Source organism: Kitasatospora sp. NPDC057965 (genome assembly GCF_042887135.1).
Taxonomy (GTDB): domain Bacteria; phylum Actinomycetota; class Actinomycetes; order Streptomycetales; family Streptomycetaceae; genus Kitasatospora.
Map to the genome: position 1 here is coordinate 123521 of NZ_JBHVPZ010000007.1, position 21908 is coordinate 145428.

At 71.6% G+C, this 21908-nt stretch carries 22 protein-coding genes; 9 read left to right on the forward strand and 13 right to left on the reverse strand.

The features are described from left to right. Positions 1 to 50 precede the first annotated feature (50 nt). Positions 51 to 1532: an alkaline phosphatase PhoX gene (locus tag ACFVVU_RS11210; RefSeq protein WP_380686774.1), complete on the reverse strand. Its 1482-nt coding sequence runs from the start codon at positions 1530 to 1532 to the stop codon at positions 51 to 53. Positions 1533 to 1797: 265 nt separating this feature from the next. Beyond that, complete coding sequence (locus ACFVVU_RS11215) at positions 1798 to 3033, reverse strand: hypothetical protein (protein WP_387789378.1); 1236 nt, start codon at positions 3031 to 3033, stop codon at positions 1798 to 1800. Between the two features lie 234 nt (positions 3034 to 3267). Between ACFVVU_RS11215 and ACFVVU_RS11220 the strand changes: the two genes are divergently transcribed. Then, on the forward strand, positions 3268 to 3714 hold the full coding sequence (locus ACFVVU_RS11220; protein WP_380687674.1) for a VOC family protein: 447 nt from the start codon (positions 3268 to 3270) through the stop codon (positions 3712 to 3714). Positions 3715 to 3753: 39 nt separating this feature from the next. Here ACFVVU_RS11220 and ACFVVU_RS11225 read toward each other — a convergent pair whose 3' ends face one another. Beyond that, positions 3754 to 5373 carry a hypothetical protein gene (locus ACFVVU_RS11225; protein WP_387789380.1) on the reverse strand — a complete coding sequence of 540 codons (1620 nt, stop codon included), beginning with the start codon at positions 5371 to 5373 and terminating at the stop codon, positions 3754 to 3756. Positions 5374 to 5706: 333 nt separating this feature from the next. Between ACFVVU_RS11225 and ACFVVU_RS11230 the strand changes: the two genes are divergently transcribed. Further along, on the forward strand, positions 5707 to 7038 hold the full coding sequence (locus ACFVVU_RS11230) for an MFS transporter (RefSeq protein WP_387789382.1): 1332 nt from the start codon (positions 5707 to 5709) through the stop codon (positions 7036 to 7038). Between the two features lie 55 nt (positions 7039 to 7093). On the opposite strand, the gene ACFVVU_RS11235 is transcribed toward ACFVVU_RS11230, so the two are convergent. Beyond that, on the reverse strand, positions 7094 to 7738 hold the full coding sequence (locus tag ACFVVU_RS11235; protein WP_387789383.1) for a Uma2 family endonuclease: 645 nt from the start codon (positions 7736 to 7738) through the stop codon (positions 7094 to 7096). Between the two features lie 195 nt (positions 7739 to 7933). Here ACFVVU_RS11235 and ACFVVU_RS11240 point away from each other — a divergent pair, with 195 nt between their 5' ends. The 3 genes from ACFVVU_RS11240 (at position 7934) to ACFVVU_RS11250 (ending at position 10178) form a co-directional block, all read left to right on the forward strand. Continuing rightward, positions 7934 to 9145, forward strand: coding sequence for a helix-turn-helix domain-containing protein (locus tag ACFVVU_RS11240; RefSeq protein ID WP_380687666.1), 1212 nt, complete (start codon positions 7934 to 7936; stop codon positions 9143 to 9145). Positions 9146 to 9399: 254 nt separating this feature from the next. Further along, positions 9400 to 9801, forward strand: a complete 402-nt coding sequence (locus tag ACFVVU_RS11245; protein ID WP_387789385.1) for an ATP-binding protein — start codon at positions 9400 to 9402, stop codon at positions 9799 to 9801. Next, positions 9747 to 10178, forward strand: a complete 432-nt coding sequence (locus tag ACFVVU_RS11250; protein ID WP_387789387.1) for an NUDIX domain-containing protein — start codon at positions 9747 to 9749, stop codon at positions 10176 to 10178. The genes ACFVVU_RS11245 and ACFVVU_RS11250 overlap by 55 nt, the downstream gene beginning before the upstream one ends. Here the strand turns inward: ACFVVU_RS11250 and ACFVVU_RS11255 are convergent. Then, positions 10171 to 10998 carry a hypothetical protein gene (locus ACFVVU_RS11255; protein ID WP_387789389.1) on the reverse strand — a complete coding sequence of 276 codons (828 nt, stop codon included), beginning with the start codon at positions 10996 to 10998 and terminating at the stop codon, positions 10171 to 10173. The two genes, ACFVVU_RS11250 and ACFVVU_RS11255, sit on opposite strands and share 8 nt — an antisense overlap. Before the next feature lie 137 nt (positions 10999 to 11135). Between ACFVVU_RS11255 and ACFVVU_RS11260 the strand changes: the two genes are divergently transcribed. Together ACFVVU_RS11260 and ACFVVU_RS11265 are read left to right on the forward strand one after the other, a co-directional pair. Beyond that, entirely contained in the window at positions 11136 to 12005 is an 870-nt protein-coding gene (locus tag ACFVVU_RS11260) for a hypothetical protein (RefSeq protein WP_387789391.1), read from the forward strand. A gap of 40 nt (positions 12006 to 12045) precedes the next feature. Next, a complete protein-coding gene (locus ACFVVU_RS11265; protein ID WP_387789393.1) occupies positions 12046 to 13158 on the forward strand; it encodes a serine hydrolase domain-containing protein in 1113 nt (370 codons plus the stop codon). A 60-nt stretch (positions 13159 to 13218) separates the two neighbouring features. On the opposite strand, the gene ACFVVU_RS11270 is transcribed toward ACFVVU_RS11265, so the two are convergent. The 8 genes from ACFVVU_RS11270 to ACFVVU_RS11305 form a co-directional block, all read right to left on the reverse strand. After that, a complete protein-coding gene (locus ACFVVU_RS11270; RefSeq protein ID WP_376088450.1) occupies positions 13219 to 13593 on the reverse strand; it encodes a metal-sulfur cluster assembly factor in 375 nt (124 codons plus the stop codon). Between the two features lie 26 nt (positions 13594 to 13619). Next, a complete protein-coding gene (sufU, locus tag ACFVVU_RS11275; protein ID WP_355369092.1) occupies positions 13620 to 14072 on the reverse strand; it encodes a Fe-S cluster assembly sulfur transfer protein SufU in 453 nt (150 codons plus the stop codon). A gap of 17 nt (positions 14073 to 14089) precedes the next feature. After that, a complete protein-coding gene (locus ACFVVU_RS11280; protein ID WP_380686146.1) occupies positions 14090 to 15337 on the reverse strand; it encodes a cysteine desulfurase in 1248 nt (415 codons plus the stop codon). A gap of 23 nt (positions 15338 to 15360) precedes the next feature. Further along, on the reverse strand, positions 15361 to 16125 hold the full coding sequence (gene sufC, locus ACFVVU_RS11285) for a Fe-S cluster assembly ATPase SufC (protein ID WP_355369094.1): 765 nt from the start codon (positions 16123 to 16125) through the stop codon (positions 15361 to 15363). Positions 16126 to 16131: 6 nt separating this feature from the next. Further along, positions 16132 to 16449 carry a non-heme iron oxygenase ferredoxin subunit gene (locus ACFVVU_RS11290; protein WP_355369096.1) on the reverse strand — a complete coding sequence of 106 codons (318 nt, stop codon included), beginning with the start codon at positions 16447 to 16449 and terminating at the stop codon, positions 16132 to 16134. Between the two features lie 5 nt (positions 16450 to 16454). Continuing rightward, positions 16455 to 17702, reverse strand: a complete 1248-nt coding sequence (sufD, locus tag ACFVVU_RS11295) for a Fe-S cluster assembly protein SufD (RefSeq protein WP_380686143.1) — start codon at positions 17700 to 17702, stop codon at positions 16455 to 16457. 62 nt (positions 17703 to 17764) lie between these two features. After that, complete coding sequence (gene sufB / locus ACFVVU_RS11300) at positions 17765 to 19180, reverse strand: Fe-S cluster assembly protein SufB (RefSeq protein WP_380686140.1); 1416 nt, start codon at positions 19178 to 19180, stop codon at positions 17765 to 17767. A 9-nt stretch (positions 19181 to 19189) separates the two neighbouring features. Continuing rightward, a complete protein-coding gene (locus ACFVVU_RS11305; RefSeq protein WP_387789397.1) occupies positions 19190 to 20035 on the reverse strand; it encodes a helix-turn-helix transcriptional regulator in 846 nt (281 codons plus the stop codon). 164 nt (positions 20036 to 20199) lie between these two features. Here ACFVVU_RS11305 and ACFVVU_RS11310 point away from each other — a divergent pair, with 164 nt between their 5' ends. Together ACFVVU_RS11310 and ACFVVU_RS11315 are read left to right on the forward strand one after the other, a co-directional pair. Then, entirely contained in the window at positions 20200 to 21126 is a 927-nt protein-coding gene (locus ACFVVU_RS11310; protein ID WP_387789399.1) for an ABC transporter ATP-binding protein, read from the forward strand. After that, positions 21123 to 21893: an ABC transporter permease gene (locus ACFVVU_RS11315; RefSeq protein ID WP_380686134.1), complete on the forward strand. Its 771-nt coding sequence runs from the start codon at positions 21123 to 21125 to the stop codon at positions 21891 to 21893. Before ACFVVU_RS11310 ends, ACFVVU_RS11315 begins: the two co-directional genes overlap by 4 nt. Positions 21894 to 21908 lie beyond the last annotated feature (15 nt).

Consider the following 21908-nt stretch of genomic DNA (forward strand, 5'->3'; position numbering starts at 1 on the left):
AAAGGGGCCCGCTCCGAGGAGCGGGCCCCTGACGATCACTCGCACTCAGCTCACTGGCCGTAGCCCTGGCCGCGCTTGTGCTCGTTCAGGCGGTGCCACGGGCCGGTGATGGCCAGCTGGATGCCCGGGGTCTGGATGTTGGCGAAGAGGGTCTTGCCGTCGTCCGAGAAGGTGACGCCGGTGAACTCGCTGAACTCGGGCTTCTCGGCGGTGCCGATGTTCAGCTCGTTGCGGGCGATGGCGTAGGTCAGGCCGTCCTCGGTGGCGCCGAACAGGTGCGAGACGCCCTCGCCGTCCTCGGCGATCACGATGCCGCCGTAGGGCGAGACGGTGATGTTGTCCGGGCCGTCGAAGTTGTCGTGGTCGCCCCAGACGTCGGTGTTGACGCCCAGCAGGACCTTCAGGGTGATGGTGCGACGGGCCGGGTTGAAGAACCAGACCTGGCCGTCGTGCTGCACCGGGCTCTCCGAGCGGGCGAAGCTGGAGACGAAGTAGAAGCCGCCGTCACCCCACCACATGCCCTCCAGCTTGCGGGCGCGGGTGACCTCGCCGTCCTTGAACTGCTTGCGGATGGAGACGGTCCTCGCGTCGCGGTCCTGGACCTTGACCCAGTCCACGCCGTAGGTGGTGCCGACCTGGGTGGCGCGGGACAGGTCGTCGATGAACTTGCCCTGGGCGTCGAAGACCTTGAAGGCCTCCAGCACACCGGCGTCGGCGGCCAGCTTGCGCAGCTGGTAGCGGCCGTGCTTGAAGCCGGCCGGCGGGGTCCAGCGGAACAGCAGGCCGTTGGGGTTGCCCGCGTCCTCGGTCAGGTAGACGTGGCCGCGCTTCGGGTCGACGACGACGGCCTCGTGGGCGAAGCGGCCGAACGCCTTGACCGGCTGCGGGTCGCGGTTGTAGTCGTCGTCGAACGGGTCGACCTCGAAGATGTAGCCGTGGTCCTTGGTGAAGCCGTTCTTGCCGGCCTTGTCCTCGGTCTCCTCGCCGGACAGCCAGGTGCCCCACGGGCTGACGCCACCGGCGCAGTTGGTGGCGGTGCCGGCGATGCCGACCCACTGCTCGACCTTGCCGTTGGCCTTGGCGTGCACGATGGTGCAGCCGCCGGCCGCGCCCGGGTCGTAGACGTGGCCCTCGGTCAGCGGGACCGGGTTCGGCCAGTTGGCGCGGGCGCCGCCCAGCTCGTGGTTGACGACCAGCAGGTTGCCGCCGCGCTCGTCCTCGAACGCCGAGGTGCCGTCGTGGTTGCTCGGGGTGAACTCGCCGGTGCGCAGCTTGCTGACGCCGGCGCGGTTCAGGACCTTGTACTTGAAGCCCTTCGGCAGGGCCAGCAGGCCCTCCGGGTCGGCGACCAGCGGGCCGTAGCCGACGGCGACGCGCTCGCCCTCGGCGGCCGCGGCGACCGGCACCTCGCCACCGGCCGGGGCGGCGATCGCGCCCGGCGCGCTGGCCAGGGCCTCGGCGCTGCCGGCGATCAGAACGCCGGCCCCGACGATGGTGGAACGGTTGACGAAGTCCCGGCGGGACAGCGACATGGCAGTCACTCCTGAGGGGTGGGCCGCCGACCGGGGAGGTCCCCGGCGCGTGGCGTGCGAGGTGTCGAGAATGGTCGTCGACGCCCAGCAGACTCCGCCCGCGCGGTGAACACCCGATGACGCGGACACCTCGTCGGGGTGGTCATTTGCCGACCTTATGCAAACCCATTGCTCAATTTTTGCCCGGTCACCACAGGTCACACCGCGGGTCGGTGAACCGTCACCCGCCGTACGGCCGCCGACGGGCCGTCGGCTCGGCGCCGGCTCAGCGTCCGCCGGTCCGCGCCGCCCGCCACTGCTCCCAGGCCGCCAGCCACAGCTGCTCACCCATCGGGTGCTCCCCGCGCTCCCCGAGCCGCACCTGCCGCCACGCGCGCTGCGCCGGCACGCTCGCCACCTCGCTGGCGAACACGGTGTACCGGATCGACTCCTCCACCGCCGCGTCGCCCTCCGCCGTCCCGACCACCCAGTGCGTCAACTGGGAGAGTCGGCCGAGCTGTTCCACCATCGCGGCGACCGCCGCGGCGGCCTCCTCGCGGGTCTCCGAGGCGAGCCGCATCTGCTGGCGGACCGCCGCCTCCCAGCGCAGCGCGCCCGCCTCCGCGCGCGCCCCCCGGGGCGGCCGGGGCGGGCGCCCGGAGCGCAGCCGCGCCTCCAGGGCGGCGGCCTCGCTGATGCCGTGCGCGATCACCGCCCGGTGCGCCTCCAGCCCGGTGACCGGGGAGAGTTCGCGCCGCTCCACCGGCAGGTGCCGGCCGCGACGGACCGCCAGCTCGCGCAGCAGCGCGGTGCGGCCGCCCAGATGGCGCTCGTGGTCCCGGATCCGCGCCAGCTCGACGCCGCCCGGCGGCACACCGCGCCCGCAGACCGTGACGGTCAGCCCGTCCACCCGGAAGCGGCCGGCCCAGACCGGCTCGACCCCGCTGATCGGGCAGCAGCCGGGCAGCGCCACGCCGGACCACAGGCCGCGCCGGTCCTCGTGCACCTCGACGGCGCGCGACTCGCCGTCCACGGTGATCCACTCCCGGAGCGCGCGGACCCGGCCGGGCGTGTCGCCCTCGTCGACGCCGAGCTGCTCGTAGGCCCGGTCGCGCTCGTCCTCGACCACGTCCTCCAGCTCGGGCAGCGGCTCGTGGCGGTCGGCGCCGGGCCGGTGGGTGCGCACGGTGACGTACGGGCCGGCGGGCGAGGTCCAGTCGCCGAAGCCGATCTCGATCCAGCCGGGCGCGCCGCCCCCCGCCGCTCCGCCGCCCGCGCCGCCGGCCGCCCCACCGAAGTCCGTGCCGTAGCCGTCGGCTCCGTACCCGTCGTGCCCGTACCCGACCAGTGCGGCGCCGCCCTGGCCCAGCACCGGCACGACGCCGAACACCGGGAAGTCGGCCGCGACGAGACTGCGGCGGGCGAGCGCCTCCTCGACGGCGAGGAACTCCTCCAGGTCGCCGGACGGGTGCCCGTCCGGCGGGCCGTCCAGGGGATCGTCCGGGCGGTCGAACGGATCCACCGTGCCCGCACCATCCCCGAACCGGCCGTCCCGGCCCCCTCCGCTCGCCCGCTTCATCCCGCGCCGCACCCCCTGCCCTCGCCGTCCGCACCGTGCCGTCGGCACCCGGGCAACGATACGTGGCCCGACCTACCGGGTCATCAGGCCCTTTGCCCGCCGGGAGGATCGGCCGCGGCGCTCCGGACGGACCCGTCCGGAGCGCCGCTGTCAGTGCCCCTCCCTAGGCTGGCGGGCATGACAGCGACCTCGCCCTTCCCCGCCCGGCTCAGCATCGTCACCCTCGGTGTGGCCGACCTCGACCGCAGCGCCCGCTTCTACGAGGCGCTCGGCTGGCACCGCTCCGCCGCGTCCAGCCCGAACATCGTCTGGTTCCGCACCGCCGACTCGGTGCTCGGCCTCTTCCCGCACGAGGAGCTGGCCGCCGACGCGGGCGTGCCGTCCGCGGGCGAACCGGCCTTCCGCGGTGTCACCCTCGCCGTGAACCTGGAGTCCCAGGCCCTCGTGGACGCCGCCCTGGAGACGGCGGTGGCGGCCGGCGCCATCGTGGTCAAGGCGCCGGCGGCGACGGACTGGGGCGGTTACTCCGGGTACTTCGAGGACCCGGACGGCCACCTCTGGGAGCTCGCCCACAACCCGTTCTTCGCCTTCACCGAGGACGGCTCACTGGACCTGCCGAACTGACGATCGACCGCCCGGCCCTCAACCCGATCCGTGGCCCGCTCAGCCCCTGGAACGGGCCTTGAACGCCGCCTTGCGGGCCTCCTTGGACACCGCCCGGTCCGGATGCAGCTCGCCGACCGCCTCCAGCACGTCCGCCGTGTACGGGTGCTCCACCCGCCACAGCTCGCCGAAGTAGCCGACCGGGTCGTCCGTCACCGGCAGCTCGGAGACCAGGTCGCGCAGCTGGTCCGGATCGCCGCCGGTGTCCAGCAGCTGGGCCGCGAAGGCGTCCACGACCGTCCACAGCGCCATCGCCCGGTCCGGCACGGGCACGTCCGTCATGCCGAGCGAGACCAGCCAGGCCCGGGCGCCGCCGCCCAGCTCCGGGTCGTCCAGCACCTCCCGGACGGCCGGCTCGGCGGGCGCGCCGAGCAGGGTCAGCGCCGAGTGGCAGAGCAGCCGCCGCATCGGGGCGTACGCGTCGATGCCGCGCGCCGCCGCGAGCAGCTCGCGCGCCGCCGCCACCGGCTCGCGGCCGGCCACCCAGACCTTCAGCTCCTCCTCGGGCAGCACATTGGCGGCCTCGCTGACCCCGCGCAGCAGCTCGGCGGCGTCGCCCCGGGCCAGGTCACCGACCAGCGGGGCGTCGTAGCCGTCCTCCAGCAGCCACTGCCGGATCCCGTACTGGCCCAGCGGCGTGAGCCGGACCAGCCCGAACCGGGCGGACTCCGCCTCGTCCAGCTCCGCCGACTCGGCCTGCGCCGAGCGCTCGGCCTCCCCTTCCTCCTCCTCGTCGAAGAGCTCCGGGTCGATCGGCCGGTACTCCAGCAGACCCAGCTCGGCGAGGTCGGCGAGCATCGGGTCCAGGGCGACCATCACATCGGTGATGTCGCCGAGCAGCTCGTCGCTCGGCTCCTCGCCCTCCGGGACCACCAGCAGCGCCGCCAGCACGCCCAGCGGCACCGTCTCGTTGCCCGGCTCGGCGAAGGCGGTGGTCTCGTACAGCACCTGGAGCGCCTCGTCGAGCAGCTCGGCGGCCTCGTCGCGAGCGTCCTCGACGTCGCTCAGACCGTCCTCGTCCTCCTCCGCCCGCTCCCCGTCCTCCGCCTCCAGGTCCTGCGAGTCCGCCTCCACCGCCAGCTCGCGGACGATCCCGGCGGCCGTCAGCCACAGCTCCAGGACGGTCTCCGCGTCCCCCGCCTCGGCCGCCTCCAGGTCCGGACCGGGGATCGCGACGTGCTCGCCGGCCGCCGTGGTGCCGATCTCGACCAGGTCCAGGTCACAGGCCAGCGACCAGGCGCGCATCGCCTCGACCACCGCCTCCTCCGGCGCGTCCCCCTCCTCGGGGGCCAGGCCCAGCAGCCGGGCCGCCGGGGCCCGGTCGGGGCCGGTGAGGTCGCCGAACTCGTCCACCGCGCGGTGCGGGGCCGTCCAGCGGGCCAGCTTCAGCGCCCACCCGAACATCGGGACGGCCTTCGCCCGCTCGGCCAGCTCCGGCTCGGACGGCAGCGTGACCGGCGGCACCAGCACGGCCGCGTCGTCCAAGTCCTCGTCGTCCAGCCCGTGGGCGGCGAACGCCCCGTACAGGTCCTGCAGCTCCAGGTCGGCGGGCAGCACCGCACCCTCGCCCGGCGCACCCGCCGCCGGGGTGTCCGCGTTCCTACGACGTCGTGCGGCCATCGTTGCGCGTTCTCCCTACGCCGAGCGGTCAGCCGGCCGGGGCCCGCGGAGATCACCTCCGCGTCACCGGTCCACCACCTCAGCGTATAGGCCGGGCACCCCGGACGCCCGGCCTCAAGGGGCGCGCGCCGCAACCGTGCGCCCACCCCTTATCCTTCGAAGTCGGTACCGCGCACAACCCCGCGCGCGCCGACGGGCAACGTAGCCCCCCTTCTCAGCTCACCTGCCCCACCAGGGAGCCCGCACCGAGGCCACCACCACAGCGCCGCCAGGACGGGCGCGCCGGCACACCCCGCCGACCCGGGTGGTGCCCGGCCACAGGAGACCCCTGCCATGGCGGACCTCTCCCCCGCCGGCTCCGGCCTGCGCACCGCGCAGTTCGACGGACGCCGACTGTCGGAGGCCCTGCTTCCCCTGGAGCTCGCGCCACGCGCCCAGCTCCAGCTCTCCGCGATCAGCCGCTGGAACGCGCTGCGCGGAGTCCGCGTCGGCCTCGTCGCCGCCGCCCTGCTGCTCATGCTGATCGGCGCCAACCTGGCCACGCCGATCTACTCGCTCCTCCAGCAGCGGATGCACCTCACCGCGCTGGACACCACGATCCTCTTCGCGTTCTACGTGTTCGCGCTGGTCCCGGTGCTGGCCGTGGTCGGCCACTGGTCCGACCACCTCGGCCGACGTGCCCTGATCCTGCCCGCCGTCGCGCTGTCCGCCGTCGGCGACGTCGTGTTCGCGACCTCGGGCGGCTTCTGGCAGCTCGCGGCCGGCCGCGCCGTCCAGGGCATCGCGGTGGGCCTGACCACCGGCGCCGCCGGGGCCGCCCTCGGCGACCTGATGCCGGACCACCCGACCCGGGCCGCCAAGATCACCCTGGCCTGTTCCGCCGGCGGCGTCGCGCTCGGCCCGGTGGTCGGCGCCCTGCTGGCCGGCGGCTCCGACCCGCTGCTCAGCCCGTTCCTGCTGCACGCCGTCGCCCTGCTCGCGCTCTGCGTGCCGCTCGCGCTGGTCCACCCGCGGATGCCCGGCCGCAACCGTCCGCCGGCCACCCCGCCCCGCATCACCACTCCGGCCCACCTGCGGCCCCAGCGCCTGCGGCTGCCGCGCACCGGTCGCCGTGAGTTCCTGCTCGCCGCCGCGGCCGGGTTCATCTCCTACGCGGTCTTCGGCGTCTACCTCAGCCTGGCCCCGGCCTTCGCCGCCAAGCTGCTGCACACCGACTCCAAGCTGATCGGCGCCGTCGTCGCGGCCCTGCTGCTCGGCTCCTCGGCCGTCGCCCAGCTGCTCGTGCCGCCGACCGCCGACCGCCTGGTCATCGCCCTCGGCATGGCCGGCCTGGCGACCGGCCTGGCCCTGGTCGTCGCCGCCCAGTACACCGGCACCCCGGCGCTGCTCTTCATCGGCAGCGTCCTCGGCGGCGCCTGCCAGGGCATCGCCTTCCGCTCCCTGTTCACCACCACCGTCGCCGCGATGAACCCCGAACGCAGGGGCTCCGAGCTGAGCTCCCTGTGGATCATCATCTACCTCGGCTCCTCCCTCCCCATCGTCGCCGTCGGCGCCGCCGTCCAGACCTACGGCCTCCTCCCCGCCACCAGCGGCTTCACCCTCCTCGCCGCCCTCCTCTGCGCCGCCCTGGCGATAGCCGTCGCCAAGCGCCCCCGGACCGCCTGACCCCCCACACACGCCGCCGCCCCGGAACGGATCTCCGTTCCGGGGCGGCGCCATCTCATCCCCAGGACCTCCAGGCATCCGTCCTGATCTCCGCATCGAACGGCTCCGGCAACCGAACCGCGTCACCGAACTTCCACTCACCCATCACCTGATACGTGGCCTCAGCCTTGTTCGGATCCCCGAACAAGGTGACACCCGGCTGCCGTGGATCCCGATCCACCAGCAGGTAGTACGGCACCCCACACCGCGCATAGCCACTCCACTTGGTGGCCTTGCCGGACACCGGACGCCGGCCAGTGTGTGCGCTGGGGTACGCCGTGACCTCGGCCACCAAGCTGATCTCGTCCGGGCGGAGATACCGGTCCTCCGCCCTTGCCAGCAGATCCACCTCAGCAGTCACCACGACGAGGTCGGGACAGTAGCCGTCCCCGATCTCGGCAAGGTCGACACCGACGCGCTGCACCACCTGCCACGGGAAGCCTTCCTTCCTGAACTCGGCACGGAACAGCCATTCCTTCATGTCCGAGAGCATCAAGGCGTGATTCACCGGTGGATACGGCGTCACGACAAACTCCCCACCGATCACCTCGACCTGCAGCCGCTCTGGCAGCCAGAGATACTCGTCGAGTTCACCCCGAACCCACAACGCATACGGCGACTCGGGCAAGACCCACTGCCCGGACGCAACAACAGACGACATGCCCCCAGCCTGGCCGCCCATTCGCCGATGAACCGCTGCTGCGCAACCGCATCCTTCGAAGGAGCGGTTTGCGCGACAGCAGGTTGACGTTCGGCCCGCCCGCCACAGGTGGCACAACGTGATCGGACCGTCTCCGCCCGTTCATGGGAGCGGGTACCTTCCCAGTACGGCCGTGCACCCGGAAGGGGACCAGGGATGACGCAGTGGACCGACTACACCACTGGCGAGCGCATCAAGCTTCTCCGCGGACCGGACATGACCCAGGAGCAACTCGCCGAAGCGTCGGGCCTGTCCGTGGCGACGATCCGCAAGGCGGAACGCAACCTCGGTGGCAGCCTCCAGACGTTGCTGCGGATCTCAGCCGCGCTGCACACGGACGTGTCGGTGGTCCTCGGCCAACAGGCCCCCCGTCGGGCGATGCAGGGCGCCGACCGGGCAATGATCCGCGAGCTGTCCCGCATCGTTCACGACACCGCCGCCGGTGTCGGCGTCGATGTACAGCCCCCGCCCCCGGCCGAACTCGCGGCCGGACTCGCCGCCGCATGGAAGACCTACCGATCCGGAGACTACGTGGGCGCGGGAGTCCGGGTCACCCCCGCACTGCGTGAAGCCGCCGCCGCCCTGAAGGCAGCTCCGGTCGACCGGAAGAGCACGGCCGCAGGCGTCCTCGCCGACGCGTACCGACTCGCCGCCTACGTGGCGAACCAGTTCGGCGCCCGCGATCTCGCGTACGCCGGGATCGGTCACGCCCAACACGAGGCCGACCGCGCAGGGGACACCGTCCGCTCGGCCATGGTCGCCTCCGGCCGGTCGTGGATCTACCTGCGGGACGCCCGGCTCGACCAGGCCGGGGAGACGGCCCGACTGTCGTACGAGTCCATCGAGCCCAGATACGGAGATCGAGATCTCGGAACGCTCGCCACCTACGGGTGGCACGTGACGTTCGCAGCCGTCGTCGCCGCCCGTCAGGGAGACGTGGACAGCGCCGACGATCTGTTGTCGCAGGGGTATGCGGTAGCGGCCCGGATGGGCCGGGACGTCCGGGTGAACGGCACGGCGTTCGGGCCCACGACGGTCGCCGCCCAGGCTATCGGCATCTCCGTCTCGACCAGCCGGCCGGCACGAGCGCTGGGCCTGTTCGAATCGCTCGCCGGCACGGGTTCACTCACCCCGTCGGCGCGCAACCGGATGATGCTCGACGTGGCACTCGCGCAAGCCGAGACCCGGCAGTCGGACACCGCCTTGGACACCCTGCTTGACGTTTGCTCGGCCGCGCCGGGATGGGCGCGACACCAGGGGCTGCCCGGGGTGATCGCGCAGAAGGCGAGCGCGGGCAGCGCCACCCTGGCGAAGCTGCGCAAGCTCGCATTGATTCTCGGAACATCCGTCATCATCAGCCAGGAGTGATACGAATCGTCTCACTCGACGCCGGTACGACTTCTGGAACTGATATATCCCGTCCGTTCACGAACGGTGACGGCTTCGCGACAGTGGCTGCATGCTGATGCTCCATCACCAACGCCCCGCGCTCACGCGCGCCGGGCCCGGCCACCCTCCGACTGCCGTACAGCCCCGCGTCGGCCGGCACTGCCCGGCTCCTGGTCCGCGCCAAACTCACCGAGTGGAAGCTGCCGCAACTGATCGACGACGCCGAGCTGATCATGTCCGAACTGGTGGGCAACGCGGCGAGGACCGGTTGCCAGACCTCCATGATGGTCGGCATCCGGCGCGCAAGCAGCGACACCGTACGACTGCTGGTCGCGGACGGGTCGGCGATCCTGCCGGTGCTGATCGATGCCGGGCCGGACGCCGAGTCCGGCCGAGGACTCTTCCTGGTCGATCAGCTCACCCGGCAGCGCTGGGGTGTGACCCCCTGGCCGCACGGCAAGGTCGTGCACGCCACTCTCTCCATGTCGGCCGCGTGCACCGGCACGCGGCCGACACCCAGCACCCAAAGCCTCCGGTCCGTTGAGCAGAGGGAACCCGCCCCGCCCAGGAAGAAGGAACCATGCAGCACCGAGTCCGCGCCGTCCTCCTCACCCCGAACGACACCATGCTGCTGATCAAACGCATCCGCCCCGGCGTCGACCCGTACTGGGTGATCGTCGGTGGCAAGGTCGAGCCGACCGACGCCAGCCCCGAGGACGCCCTGCTGCGCGAGGTGCGTGAAGAGATCGCCGGTGAAGCGGAGATCGTCGGCCTGCTCCACACCGTTGAGGGCGACGGCGAGCGCCAGGACTTCTACCTCGCCACCATCGAGAAATGGAGCTTCGAGGACCGCAGCGGTCCCGAGTTCAGTCAGGAAGGGCGGGGTGAGTACCTCCTGGAGGAGATCCCGTTGACCACCGGCGCCCTCGACGCGGTCAATCTCCTGCCGCAGGAGATCTCCACGGTCCTCCGCGCGGCCGTCGCACGCGGGGAGCTCACCACCGTCAGGTAGTCACGAGCTCCTTCACCATCTGCTCCGCCAGTGTGCGGGCCCCGTCAAGGCGAGGGTCCTCGGGATGGGCGTATGGCCCGAGGATCTTCGCTGCGACGAACAGGGTCATCAACTTGCCGTCCCGGGTCGAGAAGTCGGCGGTTCGTTCGGTGCGGACGCGGGCGGCCAGGGCAGGTACGGCGAGGGAAGCGGCCCAGAGGGTGGCGGAGTCCAGGCCGCGCGGGGCCATGCCCCAGTCCTCCCAGTCGAAGAGGCAGAAATCCGGCGCCGTCACGTTCGCCCAGTTCAGGTCCGCGTGCGCCGGGCACCACTCGTCCACCGTCGCGTCGACGTGTGGGTACACCTGATGGATCGTGCGCGTCACCAGGTCCTGCGTGATCGTCTCGGTGTCGGGTGTGGCGATCCGGTACGTCCGCTGTCGCGCCAGCGAATCCAGAGAGGCGTTCAACTGCGCCCACCATCCGGGAGACAGCTCGGGCGCGTCCACCACCACTGCGGACCCCACTGGTTCGGACGGCAGGAGCCGGGTCTCATCGGCTCGCCACATCACCGGCTCGACCTCGTCGCGCCAGGCAACGGCGGCCAGCCAGGCGGGCTTCGCGATGCCACTCAGCGCCTCGGCCGACGGCGTGCCGTCCCCTCCCTGAGTACCAATCCGGTCCAGACCTCGCCGCTCGATCCGTACCCACGTGCCGCGCCCGGTGCGGGCGCCCACGGAACGGCGCTTGCGAACCACCGATGCCCGGTCGAGCCAGGTCCCCAACGCGGTCTCGACCCGTTCCAGCACCTCGTCCACGGACACCCGGCGCAGATCCGTCATGGGGCAAGGGTAGCGGGAGCCTTCAAACAGCTCACGCTGCGTCAAATGTCGTGATACGTTCCGTACTCAAAGAGAAAAGTGCGACCCCGGCGGTGCTACCAACACCCCGGGGTCCGGCAACAGGAGCGAGACTCCCGATGCGCATCCATCGTAGCGCCCACGTGCGCAACTTCACCGTGCTGCCCAACTGCGTGTTGCAGAAGCGGCAGTTGAGCTACACCGCCCGCGGTCTGCTCGCGGATCTGCTCTCCCGGCCCGACGGCTGGCGGGAGGACGGGCGGCACATGGCCGACACCAGTCCCCAGGGGCGTGGGGCCGTCCGCAAGGCCTTGAAGGAACTCACCGACGCCGGGTACTACCGCGTCGAGAAGATCCGCCTCCCCGACGGCACCCTCCGCAGCGAGGCGCACGTCTACGACACCCCCCAGCTCGCGCGGCCGGGTGTCACCCGTCCGGCGTCCGGTGGGCCGCCAACCGGCGTCGCTGGCAGTCCTGTTGTAAAGGACCGGGGCCAAGAACCCACCCTCCCCCAGGAGTCGGCCGACGAAGACGAACGGGAGGCGGTGGACACCCTGTTCCGCGCGATCCGGCCCGAGCCCCGGCTGCGGCTGGGCGAGGCCGAGGCGCGGGAACTGGCGCCGTTGGTGGCGCAGTGGTTGGCGCGCGGCTGCAGCGCGACCGACCTCGCGCACGCCCTGTTGCCGGGCCTGCCGGCTCCGATGCATTCGGCGGCTGCCGTGCTCCGCTACCGGTTGGAGCACAAGATGCCGCCCTCTCGACGGGCGGAAGGGACCCGGAGAGCCGGCTACTCCGAGTGCGCCAAGTGCCACGACCCGGTGCCCGCACCGGGGATCTGCGGGGCCTGCTCGGGCCTCGGTGCACGGCCCGAGTCAGCTGGGGCCGGCGCTTCCGTGACGAAAAGAGGTGTCGCACGCGCACGGGCCGCCCTGCTGGGAGCGAGAGCACCGCATGTCGAGATCTCTCCCCCGGTGGCGACCTACGGGTGAGCGGTGCGCACCGGGCGCCGCAGCCGAGGAGGAGAGCGGGATGCAGGAGCTTGTGCAGCGGGCCGTTGACGAGATGGTGGAGTCGGGGGCCGAGCTGGGGATCCAGGTCGCGGTGTACCGGCACGGGGAGCTGGTGGTGGACGCCGTGGCGGGGGTCGCCGATCCGGAGAGCCGGCGGCTGGTCGCCCCGGACACACCGTTCTACAGCGCCTCCACCGGGAAGGGGGCGACCGCGACGGTGGTGCACGTGCTCGCGGAGCGCGGGGTGATCGGGTACGACCGGCCGATCGTGGAACTCTGGCCCGAGTTCGGGGCGCACGGTAAGCACAAGGCGACCGTCCGCCACGCGCTGACGCACTCGCTCGGCGTCCCGGCGGTGCCGGCCGGGCTCACGGTGCGGGACCTGGCCGACTGGGACGGGATGTGCGCGCTGATCGCCGGCTCCGAGCCCTGGTGGGAGCCCGGGACCAGGACCGGCTACCACGCGATGACCTGGGGCTTCGTGATGGGCGAGATCGTGCGCCGGGCCACCGGCCGGCCGGTCTCGCAGGTGCTCCGGGAGGAGGTGGCGCAGCCGCTGGGCATCGCCGACGAGCTGTTCCTCGGTGTCCCGCAGTCCGAGCTCGGGCGGCTCGCCCGCCTTGAGGACGCGCCCGGTTCCGCCGAGATGATCGCGGCGATGCCCGCCGACCTGCCGCTGTTCAGGGCCACGCCGCCCGCCGTGACCCCCAGCGCCGCGTACGGCAACGACCCCGTGGTGCTCACCTCCGACATCCCCTCGGGCGGCACGATGTCCGCCCGCGCGGTGGCCAGGATGTACGCCGCGCTGCTCGGCGAGGTGGACGGCGTCCGGCTGGTCTCCGACGAGCGGCTGCGCGAGATCACGGCCCTGGCCACGGCCGAGGTCGACCAGCTGATCGGCTTCCCGGTGCCGCGCGCGCTGGGCTGGAACCTCGGCCGGCCCGGGGCGGACCCGCGGCAGACCCTGAGCACCTTCGGCATGCCCGGCATGGGCGGCAGCGCGGCGTACGCCGACACCGCGACGGGGACCGCCTTCGCGCTGACCAAGAACCGGTTCTTCCCCGGCCCCTCCACCGCCGTCGACCGGATCGGCGAGCTGGTCGCGAAGGCCGTGCACGTCACGGAAAGCTGAAAACGCGTGGCCCCTTCCCCCAGGAGGAGGAAGGGGCCACGCAAAAGCGGCGGACAGGCCTCAGACGTTGAAGCCGAGGGCGCGAAGCTGCTCGCGACCGTCGTCGGTGATCTTGTCGGGGCCCCACGGCGGCATCCAGACCCAGTTGATGCGCAGGTCCTGGACGAGGCCGTCGGTCGCGGTCTTGGCCTGGTCCTCGATGACGTCGGTCAGCGGGCAGGCCGCCGAGGTGAGGGTCATGTCGATGGTGGCCACATCGGACTCGTCGATGTGGACGCCGTAGATCAGGCCGAGGTTGACGACGTCGATGCCCAGTTCGGGGTCGACGACGTCCATCAGGGCCTCGGTCAGGTCCTCGACGGAGACGGTGCCGGCGCTGGTGCCGACCGGGCCGGACGCGGTCTCCTCCGCAGGGGAGGTGGTTTCGTCGCTCATGGTGGTGGGTGTCCTCCTCTGCGGTGTCAGTCGGTGACGGTGGGGTGCTCGGCGAGGGCCTTGGCGGTGGCGTCCTTCCAGGCCATCCAGCTGAGCAGGGCGCACTTGACCCGGGCCGGGTACTTGGAGACGCCGGCGAACGCGACGGCGTCCTCCAGCACCTCCTCGTCGCCCTCGCCCTGGCCCTTGCTCTGCATCAGCTCCAGGAAGGCCTCCTGGACCGCCTGCGCCTCGCCCACGGACTTGCCGACCACCAGGTCGTTCAGCACCGAGGCGCTGGCCTGGCTGATCGAACAGCCCTGGGACTCGTAGGAGACGTCGGCGACGGTGCCGCCGTCGAGCTTCACCCGCAGGGTGATCTCGTCGCCGCAGGTCGGGTTGACGTGGTGCACCTCGGCGTCACCGTCGCGCAGCCCCTTGCCGTGCGGGTTGCGGTAGTGGTCCAGGATGATGTCCTGGTACATCGAGTCGAGCTTCATGGTCGCGTGCCCCGTCCTCAGCCGAAGAAGTTCCGGACGTGGTGCAGGCCGTCGATCAGCGCGTCGACCTCGCCCGGCGTCGAGTACAGGTAGAACGACGCCCGCGTGGTCGCCGGAATTCCGTACCGCAGGCAGACCGGCCGCGCGCAGTGGTGGCCGACGCGCACCGCGATGCCCTGCTCGTCGAGCACCTGGCCCACGTCGTGCGGGTGGATGTCGCCCAGCGTGAAGGAGATCGCCGCGCCGCGGTCGACGGCCGTGCGCGGACCGATGATCCGCAGGTCCGGGACCTCCAGCAGCCGCTCGACCGCGTACGCGGTGATGGCGTGCTCGTGGGCGGCGATCCGCTCCATGCCGATGCCGGACAGGTAGTCGATGGCCGCGCCCAGCCCGACCGCCTGGGCGATCGGCGGGGTGCCGGCCTCGAACTTGTGCGGCGCCGGGGCGTAGGTGGACGAGCCCATGGTGACGGTCTCGATCATCTCGCCGCCGCCGAGGAACGGCGGGAGGTCCTCCAGCAGCTCCTGGCGGCCCCAGAGCACGCCGATGCCGGTCGGGGCCAGCATCTTGTGGCCGGTGAAGGCGACGAAGTCGGCCTCCAGCGCCTGCACGTCCAGCACCATGTGCGGGGCGGCCTGCGAGGCGTCGATCACGACCAGCGCGCCGACGTCCTGCGCCTTGCGCACGATGGCCTCGACCGGGTTGACGGTGCCGAGCAGGTTGGAGACCAGGGTGAAGGAGACCACCTTGGTCTTCTCGGTGATCAGCTCGTCGATGTTGGAGAGGTCGAGCCGGCCCTCGTCGGTCAGCCCGAACCACTTCAGCTTCGCGCCGGTGCGCTGCGAGAGCAGCTGCCACGGGACGATGTTGGAGTGGTGCTCCATCTCCGTGATGACGATCTCGGACTCGGCGTCCACCCGGTAGGGCTCGTCGGCCCAGCCGAGCATGTTGGCGACCAGGTTGAGCGACTCGGAGGCGTTCTTGGTGAAGATCACCTCGTCGCGGCTCGGCGCGTTGATGAACGCCGCGACCTTGTCACGGGCGCCCTCGTAGAGCGCCGTGGCCTCCTCGGCGAGCACGTGCACGCCGCGGTGGACGTTGGCGTTGTGCCGCTCGTAGTAGGCGTTCAGCGCGTCGAGCACCTGGCGGGGCTTCTGCGAGGTGGCCGCGTTGTCCAGGTAGACGAGCTGCTTGTCGTCGTGCAGCAGCCGCTGCAGGACCGGGAAGTCCTTGCGGATCGCGTCGGTGTCGAGCAGGCCCGACAGGACCGCCGACTCGTGCGTACGGGTCACTCGGACGCGCCACCCTTCACGTAGGCCTCGTAGCCCTCCTCCTCCAGCTTGTCGGCCAGCTCGGCACCGCCGGACTCGACGATGCGGCCGCCCGCGAAGACGTGGACGTAGTCGGGCTTGATGTACCGCAGGATGCGGGTGTAGTGGGTGACCAGCAGGGTCCCCACCTCACCGGTCTCACGGACCCGGTTGATGCCCTCGGAGACGATGCGCAGCGCGTCGACGTCCAGGCCGGAGTCGGTCTCGTCGAGGATCGCGATCCGCGGCTTCAGCAGCTCCAGCTGGAGGATCTCGTGGCGCTTCTTCTCGCCGCCGGAGAAGCCCTCGTTGACGTTGCGCTCGGCGAAGGCCGGGTCCATCTGGAGGGCGGCCATCGCCTCCTTGACCTCCTTCACCCACAGCCGCAGCTTGGGGGCCTCGCCGCGGACGGCGGTGGCGGCGGTGCGCAGGAAGTTGGAGACCGAGACACCGGGGACCTCGACCGGGTACTGCATGGCCAGGAAGACGCCGGCCCGGGCGCGCTCGTCGACGGACATCTCCAGGACGTCCTCGCCGTCCAGCAGGACGGTGCCGCCGGTGACGGTGTACTTGGGGTGGCCGGCCAGCGAGTAGGCCAGGGTGGACTTGCCGGAGCCGTTCGGACCCATGATGGCGTGGGTCTCGCCCTGCTTCACGGTCAGGTCGACGCCCTTCAGGATCTCCCGGGGGCCGTTCTCGGCCTCGACGGAGACGTGCAGGTCGCGGATTTCAAGGGTAGCCATGTGTACTCAGGACTCCTGGTTGACGGAGACGAGCACATCGTCCCCTTCGATCTTTACGGGGTAGACAGCGACCGGCTTGGTGGCGGGCAGGCCGGAGGGCTTGCCGGAGCGCAGGTCGAAGCTGGAGCCGTGCAGCCAGCACTCGATCATGCAGTCCTCGACCTCGCCCTCGGACAGCGAGACGTTCGCGTGCGAGCAGATGTCGTTGATCGCGAACACCCCCTCGTCGGTGCGGACGACGGCGACCGGGACACCGTTGAGGTCGACGCGCTTGGGCACGTCCTCAGCCAGTTCACTCAGCGCGCAGGCGCGAAGGAAGCTCATGGGTGTCAGACCGCCGCTTCCAGCTCGGCCTCGATCTTCTCCATGAGGTGGTCCTGGATCTCGGCGACGCCGATCTGCTGGACCAGCTCGGCGAAGAAGCCGCGCACCACCAGGCGGCGGGCCTCGTCGGCCGGGATGCCGCGGGCCTGCAGGTAGAAGAGCTGCTCGTCGTCGAAGCGGCCGGTGGCGGAGGCGTGGCCGGCGCCGACGATCTCGCCGGTCTCGATCTCCAGGTTCGGCACGGAGTCGACCCGGGCACCGTCGGTGAGCACCAGGTTGCGGTTGTGCTCGTAGGTGTCGGTGCCCTCGGCGGCGGCGCGGATCAGCACGTCGCCGATCCACACGGCGTGCGCGTCCTGGCCCTGCAGCGCGCCCTTGTAGACGACGTTGGAGCGGCAGTGCGGGGTGTCGTGGTCGATGACCAGCCGGTGCTCCAGGTGCTGGCCGGCGTCGGCGAAGTAGAGGCCGAACAGCTCGGCCTCGCCACCGGGCGCGGCGTAGGCGACCCGCGGGTGCAGGCGGACCACGTCGCCGCCGAAGGTGACGACGACGGACTTCAGCGAGGCATCGCGGCCGATCAGCGCGGTCTGCTGGGCGACGTGCACGGCGTCGCGGTCCCAGTCCTGGACGGAGACGAAGGTGAGCTTGGCGCCGTCGCCGACGAGCAGCTCGACGTTGGCGGCCCGGGTGCCAGTGCCGGTGTGGCCCAGGACCACGACGGCCTCGGCGAACGGCTTGACGTCGATGACCACGTGCGCGAAGCGGGTGCCGCCCTCGCCGTGCACGTCGATCCGCACCGGCTCGGTGAGCACCGTCTCCTTGGGGACGGTGACCACGAGCGCCTGCTCGAAGGCGCTGAACGCCTGCGCGGCGACCCGGTCGACCGGCTTGCCGGCCTTGCCGAGGCGGGCGTCGTCGCGGCCGACGGCCTCGGCGGTGACGCCCTCGGGCAGGCTCAGCTCGACCTTGTCCTCGCCCTTCTCGGCCTCGGCGGCGGTGCCGTCGTGCAGGCCGGCGAGGCGGTGCAGCGGAGTGAACCGCCAGTCCTCCTCGCGGCCGGTGGGCACCGGGAAGTCCGCGACGTCGTAGGACGGCTCGACCGCGACGCGGGCGTCGATCGGCTGCCGGACGCTGTCCCGGCCGGTGCCGGGGCCGGCCAGCTGGGCGCCGGCGCCAGCGGTGCCGACCTCGATCGAACCGGCGGTGGTGGAGCCGGCGTTGTTCGCAGCGACATTCAAAGGCGTGTCAGCCATGGCTGTTCGTTGTGCTCTCTTCCTCAAAATACGTGTCGATGGACGGCGGGGCGGCCGGCGGGTCAGCCGACGGAGCCCTCCATCTGCAGCTCGATCAGCCGGTTCAGCTCCAGCGCGTACTCCATCGGCAGCTCGCGCGCGATCGGCTCGACGAAGCCGCGGACGATCATCGCCATGGCCTCGAACTCGGTCATGCCGCGGCTCATCAGGTAGAAGAGCTGGTCCTCGCTGACCTTGGAGACGGTCGCCTCGTGGCCCATGGACACGTCGTCCTCGCGGACGTCCACGTAGGGGTAGGTGTCCGAGCGCGAGATGGTGTCGACTAGCAGCGCGTCGCAGAGCACGTTGGACTTGGCGCCCTTGGAGCCCTCGCCGATCTCGATCAGACCGCGGTACGAGGTGCGGCCGCCGCCCCGGGCCACCGACTTGGAGACGATGTTGGAGGAGGTGTTCGGCGCCATGTGGACCATCTTGGCGCCGGCGTCCTGGTGCTGGCCCTCGCCGGCGAAGGCGATGGACAGGGTCTCGCCCTTGGCGTGCTCGCCCATCAGGTAGACGGCCGGGTACTTCATGGTGACCTTGGAACCGATGTTGCCGTCGATCCACTCCATGGTCGCGCCCTCGTACGCCACGGCGCGCTTGGTGACCAGGTTGTAGACGTTGTTCGACCAGTTCTGGATCGTCGTGTAGCGGCAGCGGCCGCCCTTCTTGACGATGATCTCCACGACCGCCGAGTGCAGCGAGTCGGAGGAGTAGATCGGCGCGGTGCAGCCCTCGACGTAGTGGACGTAGGCGTCCTCGTCGACGATGATCAGCGTCCGCTCGAACTGGCCCATGTTCTCGGTGTTGATCCGGAAGTAGGCCTGCAGCGGGATGTCGACCTGCACGCCCTTCGGCACGTAGATGAAGGAGCCGCCGGACCACACCGCCGTGTTCAGCGCGGCGAACTTGTTGTCGCCGGCCGGGATGACGGTGCCGAAGTACTCCTTGAAGAGCTCCGGGTGCTCGCGCAGCGCGGTGTCGGTGTCCAGGAAGATGACGCCCTGCTCCTCCAGGTCCTCGCGGATCTGGTGGTAGACGACCTCGGACTCGTACTGGGCGGCGACACCGGCGACCAGGCGCTGCTTCTCCGCCTCCGGGATGCCCAGCTTGTCGTACGTCGCCTTGATGTCCGCCGGCAGGTCCTCCCAGGACTCGGCCTGCTTCTCGGTGGAGCGGACGAAGTACTTGATGTTGTCGAAGTCGATGCCGGACAGGTCGGAGCCCCAGGTCGGCATGGGCTTCTTCCCGAACAGCTTGAGGCCCTTGAGACGCAGGTTCAGCATCCACTCGGACTCGTTCTTCTTGGCCGAGATGTCGCGGACGACGTCCTCGTTCAGTCCGCGCTTGGCGGCGGCGCCGGCCACGTCCGGGTCGGCCCAGCCGTACTCGTAAGTGCCGAGGCCTTCGAGCTCGGGGTGCGAAACGGTGTCAGTCATGCGGGCTTCCTAACGCGCGGACGCTGAATCATCGGTGGACGTACCGGCAGTCGGCGCGGCACCGGTGTCCCGGCCCGCGGCGGTGCGCAGGGCGGGCGACGATGCGGCACCGGGTGCCGGCACATAGGTGGTGCAGACCCCGTCGCCGTGGGCGATGGTGGCCAGCCGTTGCACATGGGTGCCCAGCAGCTGGGAGAAGACCTCGGTCTCCGCCTCGCAGAGCTGCGGGAACTGCTCGGCGATGTGCGCGACCGGGCAGTGGTGCTGGCAGAGCTGGGCGCCCGCCGGGGCCTTCGCCGCGGCCGACGGGACCCTCCGCACCGTGGCAGCGTACCCGTCGGCACTCAGCGCCTGGGCCAGTGCCTCGGTGCGTTCCGCCGCCCCGGTGGAACGCAGGGTCTCCAGGTACTTCTCCGCCTGCCGGCCGAACCGGGCCCGGGCGAAGGCGGCCACCGCCTCCTCCCCGGCCTTGCCGCCGCCGACCGAGTCGGAGATCCAGCGCAGGGCGTCGGCGGCGAGCTGGTCGTACTCCTGGTAGAAGGCGTCCCGGCCGGCGTCGGTGAGGGCGAAGACCTTGGCCGGGCGGCCCCGGCCGCGGCTGCCGTAGACCCGCTGGTCGCGGGACTCGACCAGGCCGGCGGCGGCCAGTCCGTCCAGGTGACGGCGGACGGCGGCGGCGGTGAGGCCGAGCCGGTTCGCCAGGTCGGCGGCGGAGGAGGGACCGTGGTCCAGGATCGAACGGGCGACCCGGTCCCGGGTGGCGCGGTGGCCGTCCAGCAGCACCTCGGCCGCCGTCGCGGGCACGGCGCAGCCAGGGGCCGACTCGGCCTCCTGCTGCGTCGGGTGCTCGCGCATGTTTTTCACAACACCAGTGTTGCGTAATTACTTCCGGCAGGACAAGCCGTGATCCAGGCCTCACCCGTGGCATCTGTCACGCAGGTAAGCCTTACCTGACCAGCGGATGAAGTGATCAAGCCCAGCGTGCAAACGGCCTGTTGGGGCCTCTTAGACTCACCCGTATGCAATCCGAACCCGCGGTCCAGATCACCGGGCTGGTCAAGCGCTACGGGGACAAGCCCGCGGTGGACGGTCTCGACCTCAGCATCGCGCGCGGCGCCGTCACCGCCGTTCTCGGCCCCAACGGCGCCGGCAAGACCACCACCATCGAGACCTGCGAGGGCTACCGCCGCCCGGACGCCGGCACCGTGCGCGTGCTCGGCCTCGACCCGGTCGCCCAGAGCGCCGAGCTGCGCCCGCGGATCGGCGTGATGCTGCAGTCCGGCGGCGTGTACGCGGGCGCCCGCGCGGTCGAGATGCTCCGGCACACCGCCAGGCTGCACGCCCATCCGCTGGACGTCGACGCGCTGGTCGAGCGGCTCGGCCTCGGCTCCTGCGGCCGCACCACCTACCGGCGGCTCTCCGGCGGGCAGCAGCAGCGGCTGGCGCTGGCGATGGCCGTGGTCGGCCGCCCCGAGCTGGTCTTCCTGGACGAGCCCACCGCGGGCCTGGACCCGCAGGCCCGCCGCGCCACCTGGGAGCTGGTCCGCGACCTGCGCCGGGACGGCGTCACCGTGGTGGTCACCACCCACCACATGGAGGAGGCCGAGCAGCTCGCCGACCGGGTCGCGATCGTCGACCGCGGCAAGGTGATCACCGAGGGCACCCCGGAGGAGCTCTGCCGCGGCGGCGCCGAGTCCACCGTGCGCTTCGACGGCCCGCCCGGGCTGGACCTCGCCACCCTGCTCAAGGAGCTGCCCGAGGGCGCCACCGCCGCCGAGACCTCCCCCGGCGGCTACCGCGTCGAGGCACCGGTCGACCCGCAGCTGCTGGCCACCGTCACCGCCTGGTGCGCGGCCGGCGGGATCCTGCCCGAACGGCTCGCGGTGCAGCGCCGCAGCCTCGAAGACGTCTTCCTCGACCTGACCGGACGGGACCTGCGCTCATGACCACCACCGACTACGCCCCGCGGCCGGGGGCCGCACCGGTCGGCCGGATGCTGCTCGCCCAGACCGCGTTCGAGACCCGGATGCTGCTGCGCAACGGGGAGCAGCTGCTGCTCACCGTGGTCATCCCGACGGTGCTGCTGGTGCTCTTCTCCGCCGTGGACATCGTCGCCGTGGAGGGGCCGGGCAAGCGGGTCGACTTCCTCGCCCCGGGGCTGCTCGCGCTCGCGGTGATGTCCACCGCGTTCACCGGCCAGGCGATCGCCACCGGCTTCGAGCGCCGCTACGGCGTGCTGAAGCGCCTGGGCGCCAGCCCGCTCCCCCGCTGGGCGCTGCTGACCGCGAAGACCGGCTGCGTGCTGGTCACCGAGGCGCTCCAGGTGGCGCTGCTGTCGGTGATCGCCCTGGCCCTCGGCTGGTCCCCGCAGGGCAACCCCCTCACCGTGGCCGCCCTGCTCGTCCTCGGCACCGCCGCCTTCTCCGGCCTCGGCCTGCTGATGGCCGGCACCCTGCGCGCGGAGGCCACGCTGGCCGCCGCCAACCTGGTCTTCGTCCTGCTGCTGCTGGCCGGCGGCGTGATCGTCCCGCTCTCGAAGTTCCCCGCCGCCGTCCAGTCCGTCCTGGAGCTCCTCCCGATCGCCGCCCTCTCGGACGGCCTCCGCTCGGTCCTCCAGTCCGGCGCCGGCACCCCCTGGGCCGACCTCGCCATCCTGGCCGTCTGGGCCGTGGCCGGACTCGCGGCCGCCGCCCGCTTCTTCCGCTGGGAGTAGCCGCACGCCTCCGGA